This is a genomic window from Streptomyces sp. NBC_01707 (assembly GCF_041438805.1).
Lineage (GTDB): Bacteria > Actinomycetota > Actinomycetes > Streptomycetales > Streptomycetaceae > Streptomyces.
In genome coordinates this window covers 5,575,289-5,597,916 of record NZ_CP109190.1, presented here as the reverse complement: position 1 = coordinate 5,597,916, position 22,628 = coordinate 5,575,289, and the positions used below count along the sequence as shown (strand labels likewise).

The following is a 22,628-nucleotide window of genomic DNA, read 5'->3' as shown; positions in this document are numbered from 1 at the left end:
CGTCCGGTAGTCGGTTTGCGCCGCAGGTCAGGCGCCGTACCGGACGTCCACTGACGAGCGCGCACCGCACCGGATTGAACAGCGATCGAGACTAGAACTGAGCCTTTTCCAACCTGCTGCAAGTCACACGGGGCGCCTGCGGTCGCCACTGCGCGGAGCACACCGCGTGCCCCCCTCCCACGCCAGGAGACCTTCGGGGTACGCGGCGCGCTGCTGCGATCAGGCGTTGTAGCCGCCGTGGGCGTCCAGCACCGCGCCGGTGACGTACGACGCGGAGGGGCCGGCCAGGAAGCCGATCGCCGCCGCGATCTCGTCGGGGTGTCCCATGCGCTGCAGCGACAGCGAGCCGACCAGCGCCTTGAGGGTCTCGGGGTCCGGCGGCTCCATGCCGCTCTCCATCAGCCCGGCCTCCACGACGTTGGCGGTGATGCCGCGGCGACCGAGGTCACGGGCGACGCCCATGGTGTACCTCTCGATCCCCGACTTGGTGGCCGAGTAGTCGGCGAGGCCGGGGAGACCGACACGGGTCCCGAGTCCCGAGCTCACCGTGACGATGCGGCCCCCCTCGCGCAGTACCCGGGAGGCGGCCCGGATGACGGCGATGACGCCCAGGTAGTTGGTGGCGTGCATCCGGTCCAGCGCGGCGGTGTCGACGTCCGGGTCGTCCACGGTGCGGCCCTGTTCGGGAGAGACCGCCGCGTTGTTGACGAGGATGTCCAGGCCGCCGAAGTGCGCGACCACTTCGTCGATCAGGGCCGGCGCCCCGCCCATGTCGGCCTGGTCGGACTTCACGGCGAGGGCCTTGGCCCCCTTGGCCTGTACCTCGTCGACGACCGCGCGCGCCCGCTGCTCGGAGCTGACGTAGGTGAACGCGACGTCTGCGCCCTGCTCGGCCAGTAGGCGCACGGTCGCGGCCCCGAGTCCGCGGGACCCCCCGGTGACCAGGGCGACCTTGCCCGTGAGCGGCTTGTTCATGTTTCCCACCTCGCTGATTGACCCTTGATTCAGTCGAAACAGTAGTTGTTACGACAGTCTATTGCAACATTTCCTGTTACGACTGAGCTGTCGTAACATGGATCGTTACGGCGGAGAGGAGCGGCCCGATGGGCGCCAACAGCAGGTTGACGATCGCTGCCCACGCTCTGGCCTGGATCGGCCTCTACCAGCGCCAGGGCCACGAGGTCGCGACGTCCGAGCAGATCGGATCCAGCGCGAACACCAATCCCGTGGTGATCAGGAGACTGCTCGGCGAACTGCGCAGGGCGGGACTCGTCGAGTCCCGCAGGGGCGTCGGCGCGGGCTGGTCGCTGACACGCGGGCTGGAGTCGATGACCCTGCTCGACGTGTACGAAGCGGTGGAGGACGGCCCACTGTTCGCCATGCACCGGGCCGCACCGGACGAAGGCTGCGTGGTGGGCCACGGCATCCAGCCCGCGATGCAGGGCATCTACGCGGGCATCGAGGAAACCCTGAGGAGCGAGTTGGCGCGCGTCACCCTCGAAGACGTACTCCGGGACGTCCTCGCGGTTCCTCGCTAGGCCGTGTATCGAGAAGTGGATCTCGAACGGTGCGGGGAAGGTTCAAATCGCGGTGGGAGATCCAAAGCAGTGCAGTCATTGACGGCGACCAGGACCGGATCGACGCAGCCAAGCCGCAGCAGCACAGCAAAAAAACAGTTGGGCCCATGGCGTCGGTCGACGCCATGGGCCCTGTTCGTATGCCGGCCATCAGTTCCAGATGAGTCTGCCGTCTTGAACACGTCCAGCAGCGGCGAACTCTGGCAGGAACACCAGGCTGTCTTCACCCGGGCCGACGGACGCCCCATCGACCCCCGCGACGACTGGGAGGAATTCAAGGAGCTACTGGCGGCGGGCATCGCGGACCGTCGTCTCTACGACGGGAGCCGCCACACGGCGGGCACGATCCTGAACGAGCTGGGGGTGGACATGCCCACGATCATGGAGATCCTTCGGCACACCCGGATCAGCCAGACGCGCCGCTACGTCAAGGGCCGCTCGCATCTCTCCAAGGACACCATGCGCCGCATGGGGGACGCCTTCCTGACCGCCCCGGAACAGGCGTCCAGGCCCGCGACTGAGACTGGAAGTGAGACTGGGGACCGCCGCGCGGCCCGTGCACGGCGCCGCCGCCGTATCCAGTAAAAGCAAAAGCCCCAGGTCACGGCGAGTGAGTCCTGAGGCTTCTACAGAGCCGCCTTCGGGATTCGAACCCGAGACCTACGCATTACGAGTGCGTTGCTCTGGCCAACTGAGCTAAGGCGGCGCGCCCCCTCGCACCATGGTGCGATCAGCGGCGTCGCCAAGTCTACACAGTTTCGGAGAGTGCTCCGTACCGCCCTCCCCCGGATCCGTTTCCGCTGGTCAGGGGGGAGGTTCGGCGGATCGGGGAGTCAGGAGCACCTCTTGTCGGCGGCGGGCGGGGTGCCGTTCAGGAGGTACGTGTTGATCGCCGTGTCGATGCAGGCGCTGCCGCGGCCGTACGCCGTATGGCCGTCACCCTCGTAGGTGAGGAGCCTTCCGGAGGAGAGCTGCCCGGCCAGGGACTGGGCCCACTTGTACGGGGTGGCCGGGTCACGGGTGGTGCCGACCACGACGATCGGGGAAGCGCCCTTCGCCCTGATGCGGTGCGGGGTGCCGACGGCGCCGACGGGCCAGTCGGCGCAGTTCAGGGAGGCCCAGGCGAGAGCCTTGCCGAAAACCGGGGACGCCTTCTCGAAACTGGGGAGGGCCTGCATGACGGCGTTCGGGCCGGTGAAGGTCGGGGGCGAGTCGAGGCAGTTCACGGCCGCGTTGGCGGACATCAGGTTCGCGTACGTGCCGTTCGGCTGACGCTCGTAGTAGCTGTCCGCGAGGGCGAGCAGGCCGGAACCGTCGCCCGCCTGGGCACCCGCGATGGCTTGACGGAGCTGGGGCCAGGACGATTCGTCGTACATGGCGGCGACGACGCCCATGGTGGCGAGTGACTCGCCGAGCTTGCGGGTCTCGCCGGTGGGGATGGGCTTGGCGTCGAGGTCGGCGAAAAGCTGCTCGAGGCGGGTGGCGGCATCGGCGGTGGATGTGGTGCCGAGCGGGCAGTCCGACTTCTTCACGCAGTCGGCGGCGAAGGACTGGAATGCGGTCTCGAAGCCCGCGGTCTGGTCCCGGTTCATCTCGATCGACGAGAGCGACGGGTCCATCGCACCGTCGAGGACGAGGCGGCCGGTCCGGGCAGGGAAGAGCTCGGCGTACGTGGCCCCCAGGAAGGTGCCGTACGACGCCCCGACGTAGGTCAGCTTCTCGTCACCGAGCAGGGACCGCAGGATGTCCATGTCGCGGGCCGCCTCGACGGTGGAGACGTGCGGGAGGATCTTGCCGGAGCGCTGCTCGCAACCGTCCGCGAACTTCCGGAAGGAGTCGCTCAGCTGCGTGACCTCGGCTGCGTCGTCGGGGGTCTGATCGACCTGGGTGTACGCGTCCATCTGCGGTCCGGTGAGGCATTCGACGGGCTCACTGCGGGCGACACCGCGCGGGTCGACGGCGACCATGTCGTAGCGGGCGCGGACCGGAGCGGGGTATCCCGCGGCCGCGTAGCTCTGGAGGTAGCCGACGGCCGAGCCGCCGGGGCCGCCCGGGTTCACCAGGAGGGAGCCGATCCGCTTGCCCGGGCCGGTGGCCTTCTTGCGGGAGACGGCCAGTTTGATGTCGCCGGCGCCCGGTTTCGCGTAGTCGAGCGGCGCCTTCATGGTGGCGCACTGGAAGCCGGAGACGCCGCAGTCCCGCCACGTCAGATGCTGTGTGTAGTACGGCAGAAGCGCCGTGGGCGCGGCAGGCGCGGGACTCGACGCACTCGTCGTCGAACTGCCGCTGCTGCAGCCGGAGATGAGTAGGCCGGCAGTGCCGATCAGGGTGCCGAAGGTACGGAGCAGGCGCCTGGTATCCATCCTCGGAGCGTAGCCGCCGTGCGACGACTCGCCCGATTCGTTACCCAATCGGATGAATCAGCGATCCGTGTCGGCGATCCCTGCCGGAGCTTCGTGTCAGATGTCGGTGTCAGCCCGCGCGTAGGGCCATCGTCATCGCCTCCACCGCGAGCAGCGGCGCCACATTGCGGTCCAGCGCCCGGCGGCAGGCGATCACTGCCTCTATCCGGCGCAGGGTGCGCTCGGGTGTGGAGGAGCGGGCGATGCGGTCGAGTGCGTCCTGGACATCGACATTGGAGAGGGCGATCTGCGAACCCAGCTGGAGCGCCAGTACGTCGCGGTAGAAACCGGTCAGGTCGGTGAGCGCCAGATCCAGGCTGTCGCGCTGGGTGCGGGTCTTGCGGCGCTTCTGCTTGTCCTCCAGCTCCTTCATCACCCCCGCCGTGCCACGGGGCATCCGGCCTCCGGCGACCGCGCCGAGCGCGGCCTTCATGTCCTCCGTCTCCTTGACGTCGACCTCTTCGGCGACCTGTTTCGCATCCTCGGCAGCGGTGTCGATGAGCTCCTGGGCCGCTTTCAGACAGCCGCCGATGTCGTCGACCCTGAGCGGGAGCTTGAGCACGGCCGCGCGGCGCGCGCGGGCCTTCTCGTCGGTGGCGAGGCGGCGGGCCCGGCCGATGTGCCCCTGCGTGGCGCGCGCGGCGGACGCGGCCCGCTCGGGATCGATGCCGTCCCGCCGGATCAGCACATCGGCGACGGCGTCGACCGGCGGGGTGCGCAGCGTGAGGTGACGGCAGCGGGACCGGATGGTGGGCAGCACGTCCTCGAGGGAGGGGGCGCAGAGCAGCCACACCGTGCGGGGCGCAGGCTCCTCGACCGCCTTCAGCAGCACGTTCCCCGCGCCCTCCGTGAGCCGGTCGGCGTCCTCCAGGATGATCACCTGCCAGCGGCCCACGGCCGGGGAGAGCTGGGCACGGCGGACCAGCTCACGGGTCTCCTTCACACCGATGGAGAGCAGGTCCGTGCGAACCACCTCGACGTCGGCATGCGTACCGACCAGGCTCGTGTGACAGCCGTCGCAGAAGCCGCACCCCGGTGCGCCGCCCAGGGCGCGGTCCGGGCTGGTGCACTGGAGGGCGGCGGCGAATGCGCGGGCGGCGGTGGACCGCCCGGAGCCCGGCGGTCCGGTGAACAGCCAGGCGTGGGTCATCCTCGACCCCGGCGGCACCCGCTCCCCCGAAGAGACGGCGGTGACCAGCGCATCGGCGTCCTGAGCGGCGGCGCCGAGCTGCTCCTGCACTCGGTCCTGGCCGACCAGGTCGTCCCATACGGACATCGGTCACCGCCCTTCCGGTGGTCGTGTACGGCTCCGGCTTCCCATTGTGGGGGAAGGGTCTGACAATCCCGACGATCCGGTCCGTCCCGGGACCCGGGCCGCCGGCCGGGGATCCGGCCGGGGCCCGTCGGCCGGCTCCGCTCAGCGGCGCGGGCGGCGGCCGCGTCCGGAGGTGCCGGGGTCCTCGTCGTCACTGTCGTGATCGCCGAGCAGCTCGTCCGCCAGCGTCGGCAGATCGTCCAGCGGGGTCTCCTCGGCCCAGTCCGGACGAGGACGCCGACCGCGCGGCTGCCGCTCCTCGGCAGCGTGCGGGGCGCCGTGCTGATCGCTGAACTGCGGCAGCTCCCGGGTGCGCTCGTTCTCCCTCTCCGCTGCGTGCTCGTCACGGAAGATGCCGCGCGGAACCCGGTCCGCCGGGTGCTCCTCAGGAGCCTCCCGCACGTCCCTGACCGGCGGAAGCACGGTCGTCTCGTCCGCGGCGCCCGCAGCGTCCCGGGCCGAAGGACGCTCCGACCGCTCGGAACGGTCTGTCGCGTCGGAGATCTTCGGGAGCATCGTCGTCTCGGCCTCGGGCGTCGGCGTGGTAACCGGCGACGGCACCGCCTGGGTCACCTCGTTCGGGCCGACGACCGGCGTCGGCACCGTCAGCTCGTTGTCCGGCACGGACGCGGACCCCGCTCGGGCGGCCCCCGCCGCCGCAGCCGAAGCCGCCTCGGCCTCCGCCTGCCGCCGGGCCGCCTCGGCCCGCAGCAGAGCCTCCTCGGCCTTGCGCTGCTTCTCCAGCCGCCGCGCCTCGGCCTCCTTGCGGAGCCTGGCCTCCTCCTCGGCCTGCCTGCGCAGCCGGGACTGCTCGGCCTCGCGGGCCTGCTCCTCGGCCTCCCGCCTGACCCGCTCCTCCTCGGCGATCCTGCGGGCCTCCTCGGCCCGCCGGCGAGCTTCCTCCGCCTGCCGTTCGGCCTCGCGCTGCCGCGCCTCCTCCAGCTCGCGGCGCTGACGCTCCTCCTCCTCGGCGCGGAGCTTGGCGAGCTGCTCCTGGCGCTCGCGCTCCAGTCGCTCCTCCTCCGCCTTGCGGGCGGCCTCTTCCTCGGCCCTGCGCCGGGCCTCGTCCTCGGCCGCCTTGCGCGCCTCCGCCTGGGCCTTGATCTCGGCCTCGGAGAGCGGCAGGAGCTGGTCGAGCCGGTGGCGTACGACGGTGGTGATCGATTCCGGATCCTGGCCTGCGTCCACCACCAGATAGCGGGTCGGGTCGGCGGCGGCCAGGGTCAGGAAGCCGGACCGTACCCGGGCGTGGAACTCGGGCGGCTCGGACTCCAGCCGGTCCGGCGCCTCGGTGAACCGTTCCCGCGCGGTCTCCGGGTCGACATCGAGCAGCACCGTCAGATGCGGGACGAGGCCGCTCGTCGCCCACCGCGAAATCCGGGCGATCTCGGTCGGGGACAGGTCGCGGCCGGCGCCCTGGTAGGCGACGGACGAGTCGATGTAACGGTCGGAGATGACGATCGCGCCGCGCTCCAGCGCCGGACGGACCAGCGAGTCGACGTGCTCGGCACGGTCGGCGGCGTACAGCAGGGCCTCGGCCCGGTTGGAAAGACCGGCCGACGACACGTCGAGCAGGATGGAACGCAGCCGCTTGCCGACCGGGGTCGCCCCGGGCTCGCGGGTGACGACGACCTCGTGGCCCTTGGCGCGGATCCACTCGGCGAGCGCCTCGACCTGGGTGGACTTGCCCGCTCCGTCGCCGCCCTCCAGGGCCAGGAAGAAGCCCGTCGCCGCGGGCGCCACGGCCGGTTCGCCGCCGCGCAGGGCCTCGCGCAGATCGCGGCGCAGAGGCACTCCGGACCGGTCGTCCGTCCTGGCGAGGACGATCGCGGCGAGCGGCAGCAGCAGGGCGCCGATGAGCATGAGGGCGAAGGCGGCGCCGCCGTGCGCGAAGACGAAGTCACCTGCGGTCAGCCGGTGCCTGCCGATGGCGGCGGCCAGCAGCGGGCCCCCGACCGCGCCGAGCGCGATCAGGACCCGGACGACGGCCTGGAGGTGCTCGGTGGTCCTGGCGCGGCGGACCTCTTCGGTCTCCTGGTCCACGAGCGTGTGCCCGGTGTACGCGGCGACACCCGCCGCGTATCCGGCGAGTACCGCGAGGAACACCACGGTCGCCGTGTCCGGCACCAGGCCCATCGCGAGGAGCGCGACCCCGGTGACGGCTGTGGCGAGGGCGAGCAGCCGGCGCCGCGACAGGGCGGGCAGCACCTTCTCGGCGGTTCGGATGCCGGTCCCGGTGGCGCCGGTCAGGGCGAGGATCAGCAGGGCGAAGGTGACGGGACCGCCACCGAGGTCGGCCGCGTGGAGTACGGCGACCGCGGCCGCGGCGGCGATCGCTCCGGCGACCGCGGCGCAGGCACCGACGATCAGCGGAACGGAGCCGGTACGGCCCCTGTCCGGCCCGTCGACGGTGGAGGGCCTGCGCAGGCCCTCCAGGGGCGAGCGCGGGCGAGGCGTCGGCGAACCGGGCAGTTCGAGGAAGTACAGGGTGGAGATCGAGGCGGAGAACAGCCCGGCCGCGACGTACGAGCCGAGGGCCGCCTGGTGGAAGGAGAACCACTCCAGTCCCGAACCCAGCAGATTTCCGATGAGCGTGGCGATCAGCAGGACGGCGGCCGCGGCGGGGACGGCGGCGAAGTCCGTACGCAGGGAGAGCCGGCGCAGGGCGTCGAGATGGTCCGGCAGCGGGCGTACCGCGGCGCCCTCCGCGGGCGGGGCGGGAAGCAGCGCGGGCGCCGCGCTCTCCTTGGCGATGGTCCACAGCCGTTCGCCGATGCCGGTGACGAAGACGGTGATGAGGATCATCATGAGCGCCTTGTCGGGCACCCAGTCGATCCACAGCGGGGCGACGACGAGCAGTGCGAGCCGCAGCCCGTCCGCTCCGATCATCAGCCACCGCCGGTCCAGCGGCCCGCCGGGCGCGGTGAGCGTCGTCAGCGGCCCCAGGAGTACGGCTCCGAAGAGGAGCGTGGCAAGGATTCGGGCACCGAAGACAGCGGCGACGGCAAAGGCCGCCCCGCGGTATCCGGATCCGAATGAGCCCTCGAGGACCGCCGCTTGCAGCGACAGCAGCACCAGCACGAGAAGGGCGAGTGCATCGCCGATTCCGCCGACGAGCTGCGCGCTCCACAACCGCTTCAGCGGGGGAACACGCAACAGGGCTCGTACGGCGCGCTCGCGTGAGTCTGCGGCAAGTGTGTCGGAGGTGGGGCTCACGACCGTTGGCTGCTCGGCTCGCGTCATCCGCCCAGCCTATCCGGAGCGGTGCGGTCGCCGGTGGCCCCATCCGAACATATGGGCGCCGGGCACGGGGCGGGGCGGTGTTCGAGTGCCTGCGGCGGGCTCTCCCCCACCGAAAAACGCAGGGCCCGGCACCTTAAGAGGTGCCGGGCCCCGGCGCTCACGCGTGCTCGGCCGTCAGCCGAGTGTCGTCAGTCCTCGGCGGGGGACGTCGCAGTCGCCTTCTTGGCCACGGCCTTCTTCGCCGTCGTCGCCTTCTTTGCGGTCGTCGTCTTCTTCGCCGCGGTCTTCTTGGCCGCCGTCGCCGTCGTCTTCTTCGCCGTCGCCTTCTTCGCGGCCGTCTTCTTCGCCGGGGCCTTCTTCGCCGTCTTCTTCTTGGCGGGTCCCTTGGCGCGCTTCTCCGCGAGGAGCTCGTAGCCGCGCTCCGGCGTGATCTCCTCGACGCTGTCGTCGGTGCGCAGCGTCGCATTCGTCTCGCCGTCGGTGACGTACGCACCGAAGCGCCCGTCCTTCACGACGACCGGAGCACCGCTCACCGGGTCGGTGCCCAGCTCCTTCAGCGGCGGCTTGGCGGCGGCCCGTCCGCGCTGCTTCGGCTGGGCGTAGATCGCGAGGGCCTCTTCGAGCGTGATGTCGAAGAGCTGATCCTCGGAGGTGAGCGAACGCGAATCCGTGCCCTTCTTCAGGTACGGACCGTAGCGGCCGTTCTGCGCGGTGATCTCGACGCCCTCCGCGTCCTCGCCGACGACCCGCGGCAGCGACATCAGCCTGAGCGCGTCGGCCAGCGTCACCGTGTCCAGCGACATCGACTTGAAGAGCGACGCGGTCCGCGGCTTCACCGCGTTCTTGCCGGTCTTCGGCGTGCCCTCGGGCAGCACCTCGGTGACGTACGGGCCGTACCGGCCGTCCTTCGCGATGATCTGGTTCCCGCTGACCGGGTCCGCGCCGAGCTCGTAGTCGCCGCTCGGCTTGGCCAGCAGCTCCTCCGCGTGGTCGACGGACAGCTCGTCGGGTGCCAGGTCCTCCGGCACATCCGCGCGCTGATGGCCCTCGGCATCCTTCTCACCGCGCTCGATGTACGGGCCGTACCGCCCGACGCGGAGCGTGATGTCGTTGCCGACGGGGAAGGAGGAGATCTCCCTGGCGTCGATCGCGCCGAGGTCGGTGACGAGCTCCTTCAGACCGCCGAGGTGGTCGCCGTCGCCGTTGCCCGCGGCGGAGGCCGCGCCGCTGACGACGTCGTCGCCCTCGCCGAAGTAGAAGCGCCTCAGCCACGGCACGGACTGGGCCTCGCCCCGCGCGATGCGGTCGAGGTCGTCCTCCATCCGGGCGGTGAAGTCGTAGTCGACGAGCCGGCCGAAGTGCTTCTCCAGCAGGTTGACCACGGCGAAGGAGAGGAACGACGGGACGAGCGCCGTGCCCTTCTTGAAGACATAGCCGCGGTCGAGGATGGTGCCGATGATCGAGGCGTACGTCGACGGACGGCCGATCTCGCGCTCTTCCAGCTCCTTGACCAGCGAGGCCTCGGTGTAGCGGGCCGGCGGCTTGGTCGCGTGTCCGTCGGCCGAGATCTCCTCGGCGGACAGCGCGTCGCCCTCGGCGACCTGCGGCAGCCGCCGCTCACGGTCGTCGAGCTCGGCGTTCGGGTCGTCGGCGCCTTCGACGTACGCCTTCATGAAGCCGTGGAAGGTGATCGTCTTGCCGGACGCGGAGAACTCGGCGTCCCGGCCGTCGCTCGCCCGGCCACCGATCTTCACGGTGACCGAGTTGCCGACCGCGTCCTTCATCTGGGAGGCGACGGTCCGCTTCCAGATCAGCTCGTAGAGCCGGAACTGGTCGCCGGTCAGGCCGGTCTCGGCGGGTGTGCGGAAGCGGTCGCCGGAGGGACGAATCGCCTCGTGCGCCTCCTGCGCGTTCTTGACCTTCCCGGCGTACGTACGCGGCTTCTCCGGCAGGTAGTCGGCGCCGTACAACTGCGTGACCTGCGCCCTTGCCGCGGAGATCGCGGTGTCGGAGAGGGTCGTGGAGTCGGTACGCATGTAGGTGATGAAGCCGTTCTCGTACAGCTTCTGCGCGACCTGCATGGTGGCCTTGGCTCCGAAGCCCAGCTTGCGGCTCGCCTCCTGCTGGAGGGTCGTCGTACGGAACGGGGCGTACGGGGAGCGACGGTACGGCTTCGACTCGACGGACCGTACGGCGAACGCGGAGTCGGCGAGCGCGGCGGCCAGGGCCCGTGCGTTCGTCTCGTCCAGGTGCAGCACCTGGCCGGAGCCGGACTTGAGCTGCCCGTCCGGACCGAAGTCGCGACCCTGGGCGATGCGGCGACCGTCGACCGCGCTCAGGCGGGCGGTCAGCGTCGACGGGTCGGAGGCGTCACCGGTTCGGCCGGTGGCGAACGTGCCGGTCAGGTCCCAGTACTCGGCGGAGCGGAAGGCGATGCGCTCGCGCTCCCGCTCGACGACGAGGCGCGTGGCGACGGACTGGACGCGACCGGCCGACAGTCGCGGCATGACCTTCTTCCACAGGACCGGCGAGACCTCGTAGCCGTAGAGGCGGTCGAGGATACGGCGGGTCTCCTGGGCGTCGACCATGCGCTGATTGAGCTCGCGCGGGTTGGCCACCGCCTCCCGGATCGCGTCCTTGGTGATCTCGTGGAAGACCATCCGGTGGACCGGGACCTTCGGCTTGAGCACTTCCTGCAGGTGCCACGCGATGGCTTCGCCCTCGCGGTCCTCATCGGTGGCGAGGAAGAGTTCGTCGGACTCGGCCAGCAGCTGCTTGAGCTTCCTGACCTGCGCCTTCTTGTCCGCGTTGACGACGTAGACGGGCTGGAAGTCATGCTCGACGTCGACGCCGAGCCGACGGACCTCGCCGGTGTACTCGTCCGGCACCTCTGCGGCACCGTTCGGCAGGTCACGGATGTGCCCGACGCTCGCCTCGACGACGTATCCGGGGCCGAGGTAGCCCTTGATCGTCTTCGCCTTGGCAGGCGACTCGACGATGACGAGTCGGCGGCCGCCCTGTGCGGTCTCGCTGGTCGGGGACAACTTCGCTCTTCTCTCCGGTCGACACTCGGTGGGCATCCGGGCAGCGCGATGGCGCTGCCGACGGTGCTGTCGCTGCGGAGTGTGACGGTACAACCCGCCCCCGTGTCAAACGGCAAAAGCCCGCAACGGCCACTCGAACGGTAACCCGACTTCCGCCATTCCTGCCGCCCGGAGTGCCCGTTACGCGGTGCGCACGGTCGCTGCCTGCGGGTTTCGGGGCCCGGTGGCCGCGTTGTGATCACCAAGGGAGAGAGGCGGCGCAGCCGGGCGTGTTCGCGGGTCCGGACCCGGTGGCGGCACGGTCGGCGAGGTGGTGGGAGCCCGGTGACGCCGGACCGGGGAATGGATCAGATGTGAGTGAAGCACCACACGCCGAGGACGAGGAAAAGTACGCCGAACAAAGTGGCGAGTGCGGTGGAGACGACGGGGCTCACCCCGTGCGCGACCGGCGCACGATGGACGATGCGCGCCCCCGTCCACACCAGCAGCGCGGCCCCGAACAGCGCGAACGCCGTCCCGGCGAAGACCGCAGGTCCGCTCTCCATGTCCGTACGCCTCTCTGCCTGCGTCCGGCGCGGAGCCTGTGCCCGCGTCGAGTCGCCTCGCCAGGGGAGGCTGCCACGCACGGGCGTCGTGGACACGAACCCCGGGTGAACTCCAGCACCGCGTCCCGTGGCGGTGGCCGTCGTGCACGCCCGTCGGGTGCGCCCGGGCAACGGTCGGCGCCGGGGCCTCACCCGACGGGCGTGCGTCGCGGCCGTGCGTGACGGCCGTCCGCGATGGCCGGATTCACATCACATCGAGCGTCGCGCGTCGCCTGCTGCCTCGTTCGAAGAGCGCCAGCAGAACGACGGCGAGCACCGCATACCCGGCCCCCGTCGCCACCTCGGCACCCAGCCGCCCCCGGTCGAGCCCACCCCCCGCGGACAACTGCCGGGCGGCCTCGGCGGCGTGAGTCAGCGGGAGTACGTCCCCGAAGGTCCGCATCCATCCCGGCAGGGTCTCGCGCGGCACATTGGCCCCGGTGAGCAGAAGGAGTACGGAACTCGCCACGTTGGACACCAGGAACACATCGCGGAAACGCAGCCCGAGCGCCCCCAGGGCGAGCCCGAACGCGGAGCATCCGGCCGCGGCCGCGACGAACACTGCCCCGAGACCGGGCAGCGAGCCAACCGGAACCTGTAGTCCGAGCAGGAGGCAGGCGGCTGTGAGCGTGAAAACGCTGATGAGGAGGCCGTTCAGTACATACGGCAGAGCGCGCCCGAACCAGAGCGGAGCCCGGTGCCGAGGGCTCAGCAACACCGCTCCGAGGGTCCCGTAGCGGCGCTCGTTGGCGATGGCCATGGTGCCGCCGTAGACGCAGGCCGTGGAGGCGGCGACAACGGCGTTGCCCAGCAGGTAGAAGCGGTCGTCGGCGACACCCAGCTCTCGCCCGAGGAAGACGAAGAACAGCAGCTGCAGCAGCGGGCCGACCAGCAACGTGCCGATGAACATGGGCGGCGTCGTCCAGTTGAAAAGTGCCCGGTACGAGAGGGCACCCCCGATCACGACGAGTCGCAGCGTGCGGACGATGCGTCGAGCGAGGTGGGGAATCCGGTGGAACATGCGGCGAAACTCCTGGGCTTCAGGCGAGGGAGAGGGTGGCAGCGGCCCGCGCACGGAGTTCGACCCGCCCCAGGACGAGCACGGCAACCAGCGCGTAGACCGCGCCGAGGGCGAGGGCGACGATCATCGGGGTCAGTACCTCACCGACGGCCGCACCACCGGATGTCGCCGCGTGCACGGCCCGCGAACCCCAAGTGGTCGGCAGCAACCAGGAGACCGGACGCGTCCAGTCCGGGAGCACGGTGACGGGCACGAGCAGCCCGGACAGCAGCCACACGGGCGCGTCCAGCGGGTTGGCGAGCGCGTTGGCATTGCGCAGCAGGACGAACGTGGCGGCGAGCAGCAGCCCCATCATCCCGAGCGACAGGACGCACACCGGTACGGCGACCAGAAAGAGCAGCGGGTGCGCGAAGTCGAGGGGCACGTCGAAGAGCACGGCGCCCCAGAGCACGGTCGCGCCCATGGCGTACGTACCGATGACGGCCGTGGCCAGGGTGATGGGCAGAAGGACGAGGGAGAGCGGTGTGGGCGAGCTGACCAGCGTCTCCAGAGTTCCGAGCCAGCGCTGGTTCTGTACGGCTCCGCCCGACCCGAAGAGCACCGAGGACCAGATGCCCATCAGGCCCGCGCCGACAGCCGCGGTGAGCAGCCCGTCGGGGTCGTCGGCGGCACGGAAGAGGTAGACGGCGAGCGTCGCGTACACCAGGGGTACGAGGACGGCGAAGGTGATTTCGAGCGGTGAGCGGCTCATGTACGAGACATGGGTCCGCACTCCGACGACGGTCAGGCGAAGGGCCCGCGACACGGTCATACCGCGGCCTCCTCGGACCGGCCGGCCGTCGCGGCGCGGGAGTCGTCGCCCGCGCCGCCGTCCGTACCGGTGTCCGCGCCACCGGCCGTACCGATCCCCGCCACCTCGGCCTGCTCGGCCTCTTCGACGATCGCGATGTACGCGTCCTCCAGGGTGGGTTCACGGGTGACGACCCGTCCGATCCGGATCCCGTCGAGCGCCGCCAGGACCTGTGCGTGCAACTCCGCCCCGCGTTCCGTCTGCACCATGACGGCCTGCCGGCCACCCCGGTCCTCGGCCGCCACCCCGCGCACTTCCGGCAGTTCGCGGATGCGGTCGAGGTGCTCGTCGGCAGCCCCGTACGCCTCGATCTCCAGGATGTCGCGCTCCTGCACCCGGGACTTGAGCCGGTCCGGGGTGCCGAGCGCCCGGATCGTGCCACCCGCGATCACCGCGATCCGGTCGCACAACTCGTCGGCCTCGGCCATGTAATGGGTGGTGAGCAGAACAGTGGTGCCACCGGTCCGCAGATCGGCGACCGTACGGCGCAGATCGCGCGCCGCCACCGGGTCGACACCGATGGACGGCTCGTCGAGGAAGAGGACATCGGGCCTGTGCAGCAGACCACGGGCGATGTGCAGACGCTGCCTCATCCCGCGCGAGTAGCCCTCGACACGTTCCCTCTCCCGGCCGGCCAGGCCGACCAGGTCGAGGAGTTCGGCGATCCGGCGTTTCTGCTCGCGTGGCTCGACCCCGTACAGCTCGGCGAAGTAGCGCAGGTTGTCGAGAGCGGAGAGCCGGTCGTACAGGCCCCGGTCGCCACCGAAGACGTAACCGATCCTGCGGCGTACGGCCACGGGGTCGGACGCCACGTCATGGCCGAGGACACGAGCCGTGCCGGAGGTGGGCAGCAGCAGGGTGTTGAGCATCTTGATGGTCGTGGTCTTGCCCGCCCCGTTGGGGCCGAGCAGTCCGAACAGCTCGCCGCGCGCAACCTCGAAACTGACGCCGCGCACGGCCTCGGTCGCGGTGCGGCGGGGGCGCAGAAGGCCGGTGCGGCTGGTGTAGGTGCGGCGGAGATTCCTCGCCTCGATCGCAAGCATGGCGGGGACGCTAGGCCCGCCCGTACCGCACCCGCCATCAATTCGGTGGCTGCCGAATCGTCGTTCGCGTCCTGGTCCGGTGGTCCGGTCAGGACACGGCGCGCAGCACGTCCTCGCCCGACAGCAGCGCGAGCAGGGCCCGGCCGGTGTCGGTGAGCTGGTAGTAGACGCTGCGTCCGACCCGGTGACGGGTGACGACGTCGGCGTCGGCGAGGACGGACAGATGTTCCGAGACCGTGCTCGGTGCGAGGCCGAGCCGGTCGGCTATCCCTGCCGTGGTGAGCGGCCCGCCGAGCTGGCGCAGCACCGATGCCCGGCCCCGTCCGAGCAGCACACCGAGCCGGTCGGTGGCCTCCGGCCCGGTCGCGGCCCGCTCGCGCAGCGCCCCCGTGCCCCGGGCCTGGAAGGAGACGGCGAGGACCTCGGGGTCGTCGGTGGAGTAGAGCCGGCAACCCTCGGCGAAGACGAGCGGCACGAGCAGCAGCCGCCGCTCGCCCGCCCGGTACTCGGCGTCGATGTGCTTCGTCAGCTCAAGGACGGGCGGCGTCCACTTGGCCCGTGCCTCCAGCCCGGCGAAGAGCGCGTCGATCCCTTCGGTCGCGAAGGTCCGGGCACGGATGAGAACTTCGTCCTCGACCAGACGGCGCATGGTCGGCCACTGCTGCTCCAGTGCGCCTTCCCAGTACGCCAGATACGCATCGGCGAGTGCGACGCAGGCCGCCTCGGGATCGTCCAGGTAGGGGCGGATCCGGGGGTGGTCCTCCAGCCCCGGATAGTGCTCCTCGACCCCGGCCCGCACGACCTCGGGCGGCGTCGCCCGGATGGTGTCCAGCTCCGTCTCGACGGACGAGGCCCCGACCGGAAGGGGAAGCAGGAAGTCCGGGAAGTTCGCCGGGCCGTCGACCAGCAGCTGCAGTGCCGCGGTCCGGTCGTCCTCACGCAGCACCTCACGGGCCCGTACGGCCCACTCCTCGTACGGCCAGGAGGGCGTGCGGTGCGGCCGGGCCAGATGCAGGCTGCAGAAGGCGTCCCACAGCGGGCTGATGGCGATCCGGGTCGCGCCGAGCGTCGCTTCGTCCAGCTCGATCCGGATCACCGCGCCTCCACTGTCCCCTCCGGCCTCATAGGATCTCCGCGCCCGTCGACGTGCACAGCACCGATCAGGCCTGCCCCGCCGGTTCCAGGAACCCTTCCCCCACCAGCAGGCGGATCGCCTGCGGAGTGCGGTCGCGCAGCAGCACAGGGTCCTCGTTCATCAACTGGGCGATCGCGTCCAGGATCCGGCCAGCGGGCAGTGTCCCGTCACAGACGCCCGCGAAGCCCGCGCCGACCGAGTCGACCTTCGTCGCACGCCGCATGCCGCGGTTCTGACGCAGCACCACATGCTCGGGGTCCTCCGCGCCGGGCAGCCCGACCTGCTCCTGCATCACCTCCAGCGCCAGCGTGAAGTGATCGGCGAGGAGAGCCGCGTCGTCGTGGAGCCGCAGGTAGTCCTGGCGCGCGAAGTGGGCCTCCACCGCCTCGCCGAGCGGCTGCTCCACCGGATGCGGCCACTCCTCGATCACGATCGACGGGTTCTCCGCGGCCGATTGCGACTTCCGCAGGGTGATCCAGCCGAAGCCGACACCCTTCGTCTTGCGGGCCTCGAACTCGTCCAGCCAGGCGTCGTACCGCGCGGCGTACTGCGCGGGGTCCGTACGGTGGTCGCCGCTGTCGCGCAGCCACAGCTCCGCGTACTGCGTGATGTCCTGTGTCTCCCGCTGGACGATCCAGGCGTCGCAGCCGCGCGGCACCCAGGAACGCAGCCGGTCCTGCCACTCCTCGCCTTCGACGTGCTGCCAGTTCGCGAGGAAGTGTGCGTAACCCCCTTCGTTCAACCGGTCGCCGGCCTGCTGCACCAGCGTCCGGCACAGGTCGTCGCCGCCCATGCCGCCGTCGCGATAAGTCAGGCGGGCACCGGGCGAGATGACGAACGGCGGGTTGGAGACGATCAGGTCGTACGTATCGGTGCCGACCGGCTCGAAGAGAGAACCCTCGCGCAGGTCGGCCGGGGTGGTACCGGACAGGGCGAGAGTCAACCGGGTGAAGACGAGGGCTCGGGGGTTGAGGTCCGTGGCCGTGACCCGGGTGGCGTGCTGCGAGGCGTGCAGCGCCTGGATGCCGGAGCCCGTACCGAGGTCGAGCGCGGAGCCGACCGGCTTGCGCACGGTGATTCCGGCGAGCGTGGTGGATGCCCCGCCGACCCCCAGGACCACCCCCTCCTCGTGCGAACCGATGCCACCCGCGCCGCCGACGGCGCAGCCCAGGTCGGAGACGATGAACCAGTCCTGGTCCTCGGGCCCGCTGTACGGCCGCACATCGACGGTGGCCCGTACCTCGTCGCCCTCCTGAACCACCCAGCCGTCCTCGATGCACTCGGCCAGCGGGAGCGCGGCCCGGGCCCGCTCGTACGGAACGGGGCGCTGAAGCAGGAAGAGCCGCACCAGCGTGTCGAGCGGGGCGTCACCTCGGGTGGCGCGGAGCGCCGGAACCGTCTCACTGCGGGCGAGCGCGGCATAGGCGGGCGCGCCGAGCAGGTCGAGGAGCCCATCGGCGGTGAAGGCGGCGGCAAGCAGGGCTTCGCGGAGCCGGGGTGAACGGTCGGGCGCGGGGAGGCTGGTCGTACTCACCCGCCCATTGTGGCCGCTCCCGCCGACAACGGCACCGGCCCGGCAGCCACCTGGGCCGCCGGGCCGGTCGTACGGCTGCCGGTTACGACTTCTTGCTGGGCGAGGCGGACGGCGCGGGAGCGGTCGGCGCGACCGAAGCCTTCGGCTTCTGGCAGCCGGGCTGCTTGGCCATGGCGGTGCCGACCTCGCCGGACTGGAGCTTCCTCAGCGCCTCGTCACCGTTGGTGCTGATCTTGTTCAACTCGTCGGCGATGCCCTTCAGACCGTCGGCGAACTTCGCCTGGTCCTTCGTGTTGAGCTCGTCGACCTTCTTCTGCAGGTTCGCGTACGCCGCCGAGGAGGCGTTGAGCTCCTTCACGGCCTCCTTGTGCGTGGCCTCGCCGCCGTCGACCGGCGGTGCGCCCGCCGATTGCACCGCAGCGCCCAGGGCCTTGTACGCCTGCGAGATCTGCTGGAAGGCGGCCGAGTCCGTCTCCTGGACGTCGGCGGGCTTGCTGTTGTCGGCAGTCTGCTGCTGGATGGCGGCGTTGGCGTTCGCGATCTTCTGCAGCTGGGGCTTGACCTGGTCACAGACCTTCTTGGCCCAGTCGTTGACCTTGTTGTCGCTGCTGCTGTCGTCGCTGCAGCCCGACAGCGCAAGTACGAGTACCGCACCGCCGGACAGTGCGGCTGCAAGCTTCTTGTTCACCGGATCGGTCCCTTCCAAGGCTCTCGGCCCCGGAACTTACACGCCGGAAGACCTCCATCCGGGTGCCAGGCGTCCAGTGGGTGACCTTTTGCAGCCATTTGCACCAAGGGAAATGAGGGAGATGCCACTCGCACGCGAACGGGCTAACAAGTCGAACAGTCGAACGTTTCGAACAAATGAAGGGGTGGGCGGCACATCATCAGATGTGCCGCCCACCCCTTCATCCTTCGGCCGCTACCGCCGACGGGCCGGCCAGTTGCCGATCAGCCGTTGCCTGCGGGCTGCCATGCCGTTCGCGGCGCCCGCCTCACGAAACGGCCGCCGGATCGGTCGTCTCGGCGGTCCTGCCGCCGTCCTCGTCGTCGCCGCCGGAGTCACCGTCCTCGCCCACGGCGATCCCACGCCGCTTGGAGACATAGACCGCGCCGACGATGACCGCGATGGCGAGCACCGCCACCACCGTCCGCACACCCGCGCTCGCGTCCGCCCCGTAGCTGAACTGCACCACCGCGGGGGCGATGAGCAGCGCCACCAGGTTCATCACCTTGAGCAGCGGGTTGATCGCCGGTCCCGCCGTGTCCTTGAACGGGTCGCCCACCGTGTCGCCGATCACCGTCGCGGCGTGGGCGTCGCTGCCCTTGCCACCGTGATGACCGTCCTCCACGAGCTTCTTGGCGTTGTCCCAGGCGCCTCCGGAGTTGGCGAGGAAGACCGCCATCAGCGTCCCGGTGCCGATCGCGCCCGCGAGATACGAACCGAGCGCCCCGACGCCGAGGGTGAAGCCCACCGCGATCGGTGCGAGCACCGCGAGCAGTCCGGGCGTGGCGAGCTCGCGCAGCGCGTCCTTGGTGCAGATGTCGACGACGCGTCCGTACTCGGGCTTCTCGGTGTAGTTCATGATCCCGGGGTGCTCTCTGAACTGCCGCCGCACCTCGTAGACCACGGCCCCCGCGGACCGGGACACCGCGTTGATGGCCAGACCGGAGAAGAGGAAGACGACGGCGGCACCGAGGATCAGCCCCACCAGGTTGTTGGGCTGCGAGATATCGAGGCTCAGCCCCATCGCTCCGGCGCCGGCCCCGACGTCGTCGACCGCTGTGGCGATGGCGTCGCGGTACGAGCCGAACAGCGCCGACGCCGCGAGAACGGCGGTGGCGATGGCGATGCCCTTGGTGATCGCCTTGGTGGTGTTACCGACGGCGTCCAGGTCGGTGAGGACCTGGGCACCGGCTCCGGTGACATCACCGGACATCTCGGCGATGCCCTGGGCGTTGTCGGAGACCGGACCGAAGGTGTCCATGGCCACGATCACCCCGACGGTGGTGAGCAGCCCGGTCCCGGCGAGAGCCACCGCGAAGAGCGCCAGCATGATCGACGTACCGCCGAGCAGGAACGCCCCGTAGACACCGAGGCCGATCAGCAGCGCGGTGTAGACGGCGGACTCCAGACCGATGGAGATCCCGGCGAGCACCACGGTCGCCGGGCCGGTCAGCGAGGACTTGCCGATGTCCCGGACAGGACGCCGGTTGGTCTCGGTGAAGTAGCCGGTGAGCTGCTGGATCAGCGCGGCCAGCACGATGCCGATGGCAACGGCGACCAGGGCGAAGATCCGCGGGTCGCCGCCGTGCGAGGTGATGGCGCGGTCGGTGACGCCGTCCAGATCGGCGTACGAGGACGGCAGATAGAGGAACACGCCCACCGCCACCAGGACGAGCGAGATCACCGCGGAGATGAAGAAGCCGCGGTTGATGGCGGTCATCCCGCTGCGGTCGGCGCGTCGCGGGGCGACCGCGAAAATCCCGATCATGGCGGTGATCACGCCGATCGCCGGCACGATCAGCGGGAAGGCCAGTCCGGCGTCGCCGAAGGCGGCCTTGCCGAGGATCAGCGCGGCGACGAGGGTCACGGCGTACGACTCGAAGAGGTCGGCAGCCATGCCCGCGCAGTCGCCTACGTTGTCGCCCACGTTGTCGGCGATGGTGGCGGCGTTGCGCGGGTCGTCCTCCGGGATGCCCTGCTCGACCTTGCCGACGAGGTCGGCACCGACGTCGGCGGCCTTGGTGAAGATGCCGCCGCCGACCCTCATGAACATGGCGATCAGCGCGGCACCGAGACCGAAGCCCTCCAGCACCTTGGGCGCGTCGGCGGCATAGACCAGGACCACGCAGGAGGCGCCGAGCAGTCCGAGCCCCACCGTGATCATCCCGACCACGCCGCCCGTGCGGAAAGCAATCTTCATCGCGCGGTGCGACACGGCGGTGAGATCTTTTTCCGGTTCACCTTCAGCCGGCGTCGCCTCACGGGCCGCGGCAGCCACTCGCACATTGCTGCGTACGGCAAGACGCATACCGATGTATCCGGTGGCCGCCGAGAAAAGCGCACCCACCAGGAAGAACACCGAACGGCCGGCTCGCTGCGACCAGTTGTCGGCCGGCAGCAGCAGGAGCAGGAAGAAGACCACGACGGCAAAGATGCCGACGGTCCGCAGCTGCCGGGCCAGATAGGCATTGGCGCCTTCCTGGACGGCTGCCGCGATCTCCTTCATACGTTCGGTGCCCTCACCGGCCGCCAGCACCTGGCGTACCAGCAGCCTGGCAACGATCAGTGCGGCGACGGCCACGGCGGCAACGACGATCACGATGACGCGGTTGTCATCGGTCAGTACCGCGGCCGCGAGTGAGGTGGGCCGGTCGGAAAGTGCGGAAACTTCGGGCAGTTCTGCCAGTGATGTGTTGAAGAACCCCGCCATACGTCCTCCTCGACGCTCAGCGCTCAAGACGTGGACGGATTGTAGGGAGCGGAACCTGATCAAAACAGTGCGCGGGAAATGTAATTGACCTTCTACACCAGATCGGCAAATGATCGCATTCTCGGATTGAGCCGAATGCAGTAATGGGGCAGACACATTGTCCGTTGATCATTGATCAAGCACAAATGAAAAAGGCCCTGCTCAGCAGGGCCTCGAAGAACGGATCAAGCGTTGCGCGCCAGGACGGACCGACCGTCCGTCGCGCCCGCGGCGCCTCAGGGCGCCAGGGGTGCGGGCGTCTTCGGCCAGCTCATCCGGATCACTCCACCGTCGGCTGCCGATCTGACTTCCACATCATCGACGAGGCCGCTGATGACCGCGAGACCCATCTCGTCCTCGCCGTCCGCGTCAGCCTCGGATTCCGGCTCATCGCGCCTCCCGCCGGGCGTGGCGCCGTGCGTCCCGGACGCTGCTTCGGACCCGGCTTCGCTGCCCGGACCGGGCACCTCGTCGCCGACCTCGATGGAGAAGGACTTCTCCTCCTCGGTCAGGACGACCTTGATCGGAGCTGTGATGCCATGGCTGCGGTGCAGCCCGACAGCGCGGCTGCAGGCCTCACCGACGGCGAGTCTGACCTCGTCGAGCGCAGCTTCATCGACCCCGGCCCGGCGCGCCACCGCGGCCGCCACGAGGCGGGCCGTTCTGACGTGTTCGGGCTGGGCGCTGAAGCGGAGTTCAACGGTGGCCATGCGATCCCCCTCAGACGTACGGGCGTGCATCTCAAGGGCCCGGGCGTGCCGCCCGGTACCCCTGCTCTCTTCCTCCGGCAGGCCGACGGAGCCACCGGCCGACCAGCAGTCGACAGCTTGCGTGCCGCCGACACACCGGTCCGGCCACCGTCCACCGGCAGCCGACGGCCCGGCCCGGCGGACCCACGGCCCGATGGACCGCCTGTCCGCCGAACGGGCTGCCTGCCGGACCGGCCTTCGGCCGATCCGGCCGCGGACCGACCTCAGTCGGTGGCCGCGACAGCCTCGTCGACCGTGGTGTGAATCGGGAACACCTTGGTCAGACCAGTGATCCGGAAGATCTTGAGAATGCGCTCCTGGTTGCAGACCAGGCGCAGCGAGCCCTCATGGGCCCGGACACGCTTCAGGCCACCCACAAGCACGCCGAGGCCGGTGGAGTCGAGAAAGTCGACACCTTCCATGTCGACAACCAGGTGGTAGCTGCCGTCATTCACCAACTCGACCAACTGCTCGCGCAGCTTGGGCGCGGTATACACATCAATCTCGCCACCGACCTCGACGACCGTACGGTCGCCACCAGGGCCGGACACATTGCGAGTCGACAAGGACAGGTCCACGGATCCTCCAGCACCTTGCTATCGAGCGGTCGCCCCTCGGTCTCCCCGACGGAGCCAGGGGACGGATCGCCAGCCGC

16 protein-coding genes, 1 tRNA gene and 1 pseudogene are annotated in these 22,628 nt (G+C 70.2%); 2 read left to right on the top strand and 16 right to left on the bottom strand.

Annotated features, from left to right (window positions below; translation table 11 throughout):
• Positions 1-219: 219 nt before the first annotated feature.
• Complete coding sequence (locus OG963_RS25225) at positions 220-975, bottom strand: SDR family NAD(P)-dependent oxidoreductase (protein ID WP_093777914.1); 756 nt, start codon at positions 973-975, stop codon at positions 220-222.
• A 128-nt stretch (positions 976-1,103) separates the two neighbouring features.
• On the opposite strand from OG963_RS25225, the gene OG963_RS25220 reads away from it, so the two are divergent.
• Together OG963_RS25220 and OG963_RS25215 are read left to right on the top strand one after the other, a co-directional pair.
• The gene (locus OG963_RS25220; RefSeq protein WP_093777916.1) at positions 1,104-1,538 is read left to right on the top strand and encodes an Rrf2 family transcriptional regulator; all 435 of its coding nucleotides are present in this window, start codon (positions 1,104-1,106) and stop codon (positions 1,536-1,538) included.
• 225 nt (positions 1,539-1,763) lie between these two features.
• A pseudogene (locus tag OG963_RS25215) lies at positions 1,764-2,162 on the top strand (tyrosine-type recombinase/integrase); the annotation flags it as partial.
• A 47-nt stretch (positions 2,163-2,209) separates the two neighbouring features.
• Here the strand turns inward: OG963_RS25215 and OG963_RS25210 are convergent.
• The 15 genes from OG963_RS25210 to OG963_RS25140 form a co-directional block, all read right to left on the bottom strand.
• A tRNA-Thr gene (locus OG963_RS25210) sits at positions 2,210-2,283 on the bottom strand.
• A 127-nt stretch (positions 2,284-2,410) separates the two neighbouring features.
• Positions 2,411-3,940: an alpha/beta hydrolase gene (locus tag OG963_RS25205; RefSeq protein WP_093777918.1), complete on the bottom strand. Its 1,530-nt coding sequence runs from the start codon at positions 3,938-3,940 to the stop codon at positions 2,411-2,413.
• A 109-nt stretch (positions 3,941-4,049) separates the two neighbouring features.
• A complete protein-coding gene (locus tag OG963_RS25200) occupies positions 4,050-5,255 on the bottom strand; it encodes a DNA polymerase III subunit delta' (RefSeq protein WP_030925188.1) in 1,206 nt (401 codons plus the stop codon).
• 141 nt (positions 5,256-5,396) lie between these two features.
• Positions 5,397-8,537: a dTMP kinase gene (gene tmk / locus OG963_RS25195; protein WP_176902346.1), complete on the bottom strand. Its 3,141-nt coding sequence runs from the start codon at positions 8,535-8,537 to the stop codon at positions 5,397-5,399.
• Between the two features lie 188 nt (positions 8,538-8,725).
• Entirely contained in the window at positions 8,726-11,581 is a 2,856-nt protein-coding gene (gene topA, locus OG963_RS25190; RefSeq protein ID WP_093931269.1) for a type I DNA topoisomerase, read from the bottom strand.
• A 347-nt stretch (positions 11,582-11,928) separates the two neighbouring features.
• Positions 11,929-12,126 carry a hypothetical protein gene (locus tag OG963_RS25185; RefSeq protein WP_030925181.1) on the bottom strand — a complete coding sequence of 66 codons (198 nt, stop codon included), beginning with the start codon at positions 12,124-12,126 and terminating at the stop codon, positions 11,929-11,931.
• 244 nt (positions 12,127-12,370) lie between these two features.
• Positions 12,371-13,186: an ABC transporter permease gene (locus tag OG963_RS25180; RefSeq protein WP_093931270.1), complete on the bottom strand. Its 816-nt coding sequence runs from the start codon at positions 13,184-13,186 to the stop codon at positions 12,371-12,373.
• 19 nt (positions 13,187-13,205) lie between these two features.
• Positions 13,206-13,997 (bottom strand): ABC transporter permease, encoded by a 792-nt coding sequence (locus OG963_RS25175; protein WP_093931271.1) that lies wholly within the window; start codon positions 13,995-13,997, stop codon positions 13,206-13,208.
• Positions 13,994-15,079: an ATP-binding cassette domain-containing protein gene (locus OG963_RS25170; RefSeq protein ID WP_371799478.1), complete on the bottom strand. Its 1,086-nt coding sequence runs from the start codon at positions 15,077-15,079 to the stop codon at positions 13,994-13,996. The genes OG963_RS25175 and OG963_RS25170 overlap by 4 nt, the downstream gene beginning before the upstream one ends.
• A gap of 88 nt (positions 15,080-15,167) precedes the next feature.
• Complete coding sequence (locus OG963_RS25165) at positions 15,168-16,175, bottom strand: ArsR/SmtB family transcription factor (protein ID WP_371799477.1); 1,008 nt, start codon at positions 16,173-16,175, stop codon at positions 15,168-15,170.
• Between the two features lie 64 nt (positions 16,176-16,239).
• Complete coding sequence (locus tag OG963_RS25160) at positions 16,240-17,748, bottom strand: class I SAM-dependent methyltransferase (RefSeq protein WP_093777932.1); 1,509 nt, start codon at positions 17,746-17,748, stop codon at positions 16,240-16,242.
• A gap of 82 nt (positions 17,749-17,830) precedes the next feature.
• Positions 17,831-18,436: a hypothetical protein gene (locus OG963_RS25155; RefSeq protein ID WP_030925163.1), complete on the bottom strand. Its 606-nt coding sequence runs from the start codon at positions 18,434-18,436 to the stop codon at positions 17,831-17,833.
• A 307-nt stretch (positions 18,437-18,743) separates the two neighbouring features.
• Complete coding sequence (locus OG963_RS25150; protein WP_093777934.1) at positions 18,744-21,185, bottom strand: sodium-translocating pyrophosphatase; 2,442 nt, start codon at positions 21,183-21,185, stop codon at positions 18,744-18,746.
• A 275-nt stretch (positions 21,186-21,460) separates the two neighbouring features.
• Positions 21,461-21,934 carry an ATP-binding protein gene (locus tag OG963_RS25145; RefSeq protein ID WP_093931273.1) on the bottom strand — a complete coding sequence of 158 codons (474 nt, stop codon included), beginning with the start codon at positions 21,932-21,934 and terminating at the stop codon, positions 21,461-21,463.
• A 263-nt stretch (positions 21,935-22,197) separates the two neighbouring features.
• The gene (locus OG963_RS25140) at positions 22,198-22,551 is read right to left on the bottom strand and encodes an STAS domain-containing protein (protein ID WP_003967428.1); all 354 of its coding nucleotides are present in this window, start codon (positions 22,549-22,551) and stop codon (positions 22,198-22,200) included.
• Positions 22,552-22,628 lie beyond the last annotated feature (77 nt).

Coding starts and splice junctions, on each gene's coding strand:
- OG963_RS25225 (WP_093777914.1), bottom strand. CDS start 975: ATGAACAAGCCGCTCACGGGCAAGGTCGCCCTGGTCACCGGGGGGTCC.
- OG963_RS25220 (WP_093777916.1), top strand. CDS start 1,104: ATGGGCGCCAACAGCAGGTTGACGATCGCTGCCCACGCTCTGGCCTGG.
- OG963_RS25205 (WP_093777918.1), bottom strand. CDS start 3,940: ATGGATACCAGGCGCCTGCTCCGTACCTTCGGCACCCTGATCGGCACT.
- OG963_RS25200 (WP_030925188.1), bottom strand. CDS start 5,255: ATGTCCGTATGGGACGACCTGGTCGGCCAGGACCGAGTGCAGGAGCAG.
- tmk (WP_176902346.1), bottom strand. CDS start 8,537: ATGACGCGAGCCGAGCAGCCAACGGTCGTGAGCCCCACCTCCGACACA.
- OG963_RS25185 (WP_030925181.1), bottom strand. CDS start 12,126: ATGGAGAGCGGACCTGCGGTCTTCGCCGGGACGGCGTTCGCGCTGTTC.
- OG963_RS25180 (WP_093931270.1), bottom strand. CDS start 13,186: ATGTTCCACCGGATTCCCCACCTCGCTCGACGCATCGTCCGCACGCTG.
- OG963_RS25175 (WP_093931271.1), bottom strand. CDS start 13,997: ATGACCGTGTCGCGGGCCCTTCGCCTGACCGTCGTCGGAGTGCGGACC.
- OG963_RS25170 (WP_371799478.1), bottom strand. CDS start 15,079: ATGCTTGCGATCGAGGCGAGGAATCTCCGCCGCACCTACACCAGCCGC.
- OG963_RS25150 (WP_093777934.1), bottom strand. CDS start 21,185: ATGGCGGGGTTCTTCAACACATCACTGGCAGAACTGCCCGAAGTTTCC.
- OG963_RS25145 (WP_093931273.1), bottom strand. CDS start 21,934: ATGGCCACCGTTGAACTCCGCTTCAGCGCCCAGCCCGAACACGTCAGA.